Source organism: Synergistaceae bacterium (genome assembly GCA_017450125.1).
Classification (GTDB): Bacteria; Synergistota; Synergistia; order Synergistales; family Aminobacteriaceae; genus JAFUXM01.
The window spans coordinates 1-6,024 of sequence record JAFSWZ010000001.1 but is presented as its reverse complement, the minus strand read 5'-3'; the positions used below and the strand labels follow the sequence as shown (position 1 = coordinate 6,024).

General features: G+C 55.3%; 5 protein-coding genes and 2 rRNA genes. 5 read left to right on the top strand and 2 right to left on the bottom strand.

All coding sequences use genetic code 11. The features are described from left to right. Window positions 1–98: 98 nt before the first annotated feature. The 5 genes from IJT02_00035 to IJT02_00015 all read left to right on the top strand — a co-directional run bounded on the left by IJT02_00035 (window position 99) and on the right by IJT02_00015 (window position 5,694). A complete protein-coding gene (locus IJT02_00035) occupies window positions 99–818 on the top strand; it encodes a tRNA 2-thiocytidine biosynthesis protein TtcA (GenBank protein ID MBQ7543315.1) in 720 nt (239 codons plus the stop codon). Further along, on the top strand, window positions 815–3,385 hold the full coding sequence (gene mutS / locus IJT02_00030; protein MBQ7543314.1) for a DNA mismatch repair protein MutS: 2,571 nt from the start codon (window positions 815–817) through the stop codon (window positions 3,383–3,385). The genes IJT02_00035 and mutS overlap by 4 nt, the downstream gene beginning before the upstream one ends. 103 nt (window positions 3,386–3,488) lie before the next feature. After that, window positions 3,489–3,686, top strand: coding sequence for a hypothetical protein (locus tag IJT02_00025; protein ID MBQ7543313.1), 198 nt, complete (start codon window positions 3,489–3,491; stop codon window positions 3,684–3,686). A gap of 35 nt (window positions 3,687–3,721) precedes the next feature. Beyond that, complete coding sequence (locus tag IJT02_00020) at window positions 3,722–3,991, top strand: hypothetical protein (protein ID MBQ7543312.1); 270 nt, start codon at window positions 3,722–3,724, stop codon at window positions 3,989–3,991. 29 nt (window positions 3,992–4,020) lie between these two features. Continuing rightward, window positions 4,021–5,694: an ATP-binding protein gene (locus IJT02_00015; GenBank protein ID MBQ7543311.1), complete on the top strand. Its 1,674-nt coding sequence runs from the start codon at window positions 4,021–4,023 to the stop codon at window positions 5,692–5,694. A gap of 57 nt (window positions 5,695–5,751) precedes the next feature. Here IJT02_00015 and rrf read toward each other — a convergent pair. Together rrf and IJT02_00005 are read right to left on the bottom strand one after the other, a co-directional pair. Next, window positions 5,752–5,867: ribosomal RNA gene (gene rrf / locus IJT02_00010) — 5S ribosomal RNA — on the bottom strand. A 48-nt stretch (window positions 5,868–5,915) separates the two neighbouring features. Further along, window positions 5,916–6,024 (bottom strand): 23S ribosomal RNA (locus IJT02_00005); the annotation flags it as partial.

The following is a 6,024-nucleotide window of genomic DNA, read 5'->3' as shown; positions in this document are numbered from 1 at the left end:
CAAGCAAGCAAGCAAGCAAGCAAGCAATTATACGCTCGAAATTCATCTTGTCAAACGCTGTGCAGTTCATGCGTGCATTGTAGCATATAATTATCTCCATGACTAACACTATCAATAACTCACTCAGGCGCAAAATCGGTACTGCCATCACCCGCTGGCACATGATTGAAGAAGGCGACAACGTCCTCGTCGGTCTCTCCGGCGGAAAAGACAGCATGATTCTCCTTCACGCACTTCACGACCTCTCACGCAGAAGCCCCGTGAAGTTCTCCCTCGCTGCCCTCAGCGTGAAACTCTCCGGCATGGACACCCGGCCGCTCGAAGAGTATTGCTCCTTCAAGGGCATTCCGTATCACGTTGTTGAACAGGACATCATAGGCATAATCCATTCACGTCAGGAGAAATCCCCCTGCTCCTTCTGCGCAAACATGCGGCGCGGACTCCTGAGCAGCTGGGCATCAGAGCACGGTTACAACAAGCTGGCTCTTGGCCACACTCTCGACGACGCGGCAGAAACCTTCTTCCTGAACCTCCTTCATGCCGGACGGGCACGGAGCTTCCAGCCTACAGCCTACATGTCCCGCACAAACATAACCGTGATTCGTCCTCTCGTGCTCGCGACAGAAGCGGCAATTATCGACGAGGCCAAGAGGTTATCACTGCCCATCATTGAGAGCGTATGCCCGTTTGCCGGACACACAGAACGACAGCGCATAAGGGAATACATCGCCAGCTTGCGGCGTGAAATCCCTGACCTTTACGCTAAAATAATCAATGCGCTCGAAAATTTATCTGACTCCGAAAGCTGGAAACCATGACACGCAAAACTATACCCGACGACATTAAGATTACCCCGTGGCTCGAACAGTACAAGGCCTTCAAGGAACAGTTCCCCGACTCGCTGCTTCTGTTCAGGATGGGAGACTTCTACGAGATGTTCTTTGACGACGCACGGCAGGCCTCAGGTGCACTCAATATTGCGCTTACCGCCCGCGACCCGGAGAAGAAGATACCGATGGCGGGAATCCCTCACCACGCGCTGAACTCGTACCTGTCGCGTCTCATCAAGGCGGGTTACAGGGCGGCAATCTGCGAACAGATCGGCGAACCTTCCAGCAAAGGCCTCGTTGAACGCAGAGTTATACGCGTGGTTACTCCGGGCACGTACCTTCCCGAAGACTCCGCGCGGGACTCGGCGCATTTGGCCGCAGTCTGGCCGTTCAAGGGACGGGTGGCGATGGCTCTGCTCCACGTCGACACGGGCACTCTCGAGGCCGGAACTCTCTCCGAACGTGATGCGTCGGCAATGCTCTCGGCGTTCACGCCTGGCGAAGTGCTTTACCCCTCGAACCTGAAGAACCTTCCGGCGTTCCTCGACGGCTATAACCTTCAGCCCGTTTCGCCCGAAAACTTCAAGACCGAGAACTCTGCCGGCCGTCTGAAGGCTGCTCTCCACACGCAGAAACTCTCCGGCTTCGGGATAGACGAACGCGACCCGTGTGTAGGTCCTGCGTGGGCGACGTTAGAGTATCTTTCCGCTACACAGTTCAGCTCCCTCGATAACGTGTTAAGGCTCTCACCGCTGATTGTCAGGGACAGGATGAGCCTCGACGCATCGGCACAGCGCAACCTTGAACTTATCCCCGAGACTGCAGGAGACAGCGTGTCGCTCTTCACGTGCCTCGACAAAAACCGTACTCCTATGGGACGGCGTACCCTGAAGGACTGGATATTACGGCCGATGATGGACATCAAGGCGATTCAGCGTCGTCAGAAGGCTATCGGCGTTCTGGTTGACGCGGCGGGAGAGTGCGCGAGGCTTCTCGACACGCTTGCGGGCACACGGGACGTTGAACGTTCATTGTCCCGTTTGTCGCTAGGTAACTTCAACCCGCAGGACTTGGGGGCTGTACGGGACACGCTGAGGCTCATTCCTGACATTCTGAGCATCAATGCTGACGAGCCATTGAGGGGGATAATCGCTTCACTGCCTGACCTCTCGGAACTCAGCTCCTACCTTGAGAGCGCGCTCAACGACAGCCTACCTAGAGCACTGGGAGCAGGCCAAGTTATACGCGCGGGGTTTGACTCCTCGCTTGACGAACTGAGGAATGAAGCAGAGAACGGTGAACAGTGGCTGACCGACTACGTCGAGAAGGAACGTATGGCTACGGCGACCCCGAAGCTCAAAGCGGGCTACACAAACGCGTTCGGGTACTACCTTGAGACAGGCAAAGGAGGCCTGACTATTCAGCCGGAATATTTCAAGCAGACGCAGACCCTCGTGAACGCCAGACGTTACACGACACCCGAGCTGAAGGCGTTTGAACTCCGTATGCAGGACAGCGGGGCAGAGATTTCGCGCGTTGAAGCAGAACTGTATCAGCAGGTGGTCGCACACGTCCTGAAGTACAGCCCACAGCTCCAGATGACGGGAAGAGTGCTGGGTATTCTGGACTGTTGTGCGTCGTTCGCAGGAGTTTCGCGCGAGAGAGGGTACTCATGCCCGGAGGTCAACGCGTCCGACATGATAGAGATTCGAGGGGGACGGCATCCGGTAATTGAGACCGAGCAGAGGGATGCAGGCTTTGTGCCCAACGACGTAACGTTAGGCGGCGACGGACGGATAATCATTCTGACCGGCCCGAACATGGCGGGAAAATCCACGTGGCTGAGGATGACTGCGTTAATTGCGATAATGGCACAGGCGGGCTTGTGGATTCCGGCGGAGAGCGCGAAGATAGGGCTTGTCGACCGCGTGTTTACGAGGATAGGCGCGCGGGATGACCTCGTGAGGGGCTCGAGCACGTTCATGGTCGAGATGCTGGAGACCGCCAACATCCTCAACAACGTAACTGACCGAAGCCTTGTTGTCCTCGACGAAGTGGGCAGGGGAACGGCGACGTGGGACGGGATGAGCATAGCATGGGCAGTCCTCGAGTACCTGCAGGGTGCCGCGAATGCGCGTGTGATGTTCGCGACGCATTACCACGAGCTGACTTGCCTTGAAGACAGGTTAGATGGAGTGAGGAACTACAGCATGAAGGTAGCTGAGGGTGCGGACGGGATTCTGTTCCTGCATCAGGTTGAGAGGGGCGCGGCGGGACGGTCGTACGGGATTGAGGTTGCGCGTCTTGCGGGAGTGCCGGACATGGTGCTGAGGCGGGCATTCGAGCTTCTGGAAGTCTTCGAGCACGGGGGAATAGAGGCGCGGGAGATTCCTGCTCCGCTCCCGCAGAATGCCTTGAAGCGGCAGATAATGCTGTTCTCGCCGGAAGAAGATGCGGTTCTCGAGGAGCTGAGGCAGCTTGACACTGACAACATCACGCCGAAGGAAGCCCTGAAGATTCTCGATGAACTTGTGAAAAAGGCATGCATGATATAATCACTGCATCCAAGTATCAAGGACGCTTTCATCACAAGTCCTTGAACAGGATCTCAGCAAGCCGTTATCTCTATGCTTCCTGATGTTTCCGGCAGAAATGCGCATGTGTACTGAGAAGAACTGCCTTCCGATATTTCTTGACCTGTGGAGCGAAGAAGATATGAAGCTGGTTGCCAAAGCCACACAGAACATGAGGCTGTTCTACGTAACCTCACGTGATGTATTACAGCGCATCAAAGCAATATCACCTTCAAGCGGTGTCCGTTACATGCCGCAGTCCGTATCGGGTGTTCCGGCATAGATAACGCAAGAGACGGCACTAACGGTATATGCTTCATGACTCCGCGTTTCTACGAAAGTGCGATATTGGGCTGTGCATTGCTCGGACGTTACCCCGACAATGAAGAGTTCCGCGCACTCAATACCTCCCGTTACTGCCCGAATATAACCAGCTACGAACAGTTTGCCTGCGAGCTTGAACATGCACTGACGCAGACTCCCGAAGAACTTTACGCACAGAACCGTGATTTCATAATCAGCTCTCTGACCAGCAGGCGCGCAGAACAGATACAGCATGACCTTGAAACGCTGAACACTTATAATTAGCATATACTACAGATAGAGGATGTGTGTATGTGCTCTCAATTACTGCACTTGATGAAAGTATATGGTCGCGGATAGCCGCCGGTGAAGTTGTTGAACGCCCAGCTTCAGCCGTGAAGGAACTTGCGGAGAACGCACTAGACGCTGAGGCCAAGAGAATACGCGTGAGCCTGAAGGACGGAGGCCGCCTCAGCATTATTGTTGAGGACGACGGAACGGGAATAGCGTTCGACGAGCTGCCTCTTGCGCTGATGTACCACGCAACCAGCAAAATATCTTCCCTCGAGGATCTCGAGCATATCATGACGCTGGGCTACAGGGGAGAGGCATTAGCCAGCCTTGTTGCCGTAGCTGATGTGGAAATACGGAGCAGGCAGGAAGGTGCGGCTTCCGGCGGAATAATCCGCACACATGACGGGAAAATCATCGAGCACATTCCCGCGAACTGCCCTAAGGGAACGCGCGTCAAAGTGGATAACCTCTTCTCGGGTCTTCCTGCCCGTCGCAAATTCCTCAAGAGCGCGTCAGGAGAGCTTCGACGCTGTGCGGTGTTTCTCCGTGAATACGCCGTGTGCAACCCCTCAGTGTCCTTCACGCTCGAGCATGACGGCAAGGTGATTTTTGCGACGGATGGTGCGGGCGACAAGGGGCGGGTTCTCGCGAAAGTCTGGGACACCGGCCCGGAGATTCAGTGCGTGAATGTCAAGTCAGGCAGCACGGAGCTGGAGTGCTGGTTTCAGGCTCGTGCGGGACTTAACGGACGCGGGGACAGCATGGCTTTCGTGAACGGCCGGGCAGTGAATGACCCGGTGATTAAGGGCGCACTGTCTCAGGCGGCGCGTGATCTGGCGGGCAACTGGGCACTGTTCTTCACGCTGAATCCTGTGCTGGTTGACGTGAATATCCATCCGGCCAAGTCAGAGGTACGTTTCCGCTACAACGGGGAGATTTACGACGCGATTCACGAGGCGGTGAAACACTTGGGAAGCCCGATGCCTCTGCCGGAAATCATCACCACTCCTCACAAGCCAGCATCAGTTCCTGCTCCTGCACCTGCCCGTCAGTCTTCAGGCTGGAACTTCGGCGACACGCCAAAATCTGCGGGCACGCAGATAATGTTCTCGGACAGCGAGCCAGAACCAGAACCCAGCGTGAAATATCTCGGGCAGAGTTCCGGCGGCTACCTGATTTACGACGACGGAGAAGCAATAATCCTCATGGATCCTCATGCGGGGCACGAACGCGTGAACTACGAACGCATAAAGGCATCTGCCGAGTCTTCTCGGAACACACAGACGCTGTTAGCTGTGGTGCTGCTGTATCCTGCTCTTGCCCTTGAGGTTCAGGAGCATGAACGGGAACTTACGGAGGCAGGATTTGTGTTCGGGAACACAGCGCAGGGCGTGGAGCTGCAGGGGATTCCGACGATTGGTGCGGACATTGGGGCGGAAGAGCTGCTGAGGACATCGCTTGATGCGCTGAAGCTCAATCACGGCAAGAACAGCAGAGAGTTGCTGTGGAGAATCTGGGCGACGATGGCCTGCAAGGCTTCGGTGAAGCTGACGACTGGTCTTTCACGCGAGGAGGCACTGACATTATGGAAGGAACTTCATGAGTGCGAACAGCCGTATGTTTGCCCGCACGGACGGCCGACGATGATAGAGCTGAAGAATGCAGACCTGCTGAGACGTTTCGGACGGGAATAATAAATAATAAAAGAGGGAAACCGTTATCTCTAACAGCTTCCCTCTGCTCTAATCATATACTGGCGACGGCCTGCTCTCCCGTGTGTACCCCACACAGTACCATCGACGCTCGCGGGCTTAACTTCCAGGTTCGGCATGGATCTGGGTGTGTCCCCGCCGCATTTGCCACCAATAACTATTTCCCCTAGTCTTTCTGCAACTCTAAACGCACCGATGAAACCAAGAACTACATTATCAATCTTTAGTACCGGTCAGCTCAATACTTCACAGCACGTACACTTCCGGCCTATCTAACCTCTCGTCTTGAGGTCATTTCTCAGCTTGCGCTAT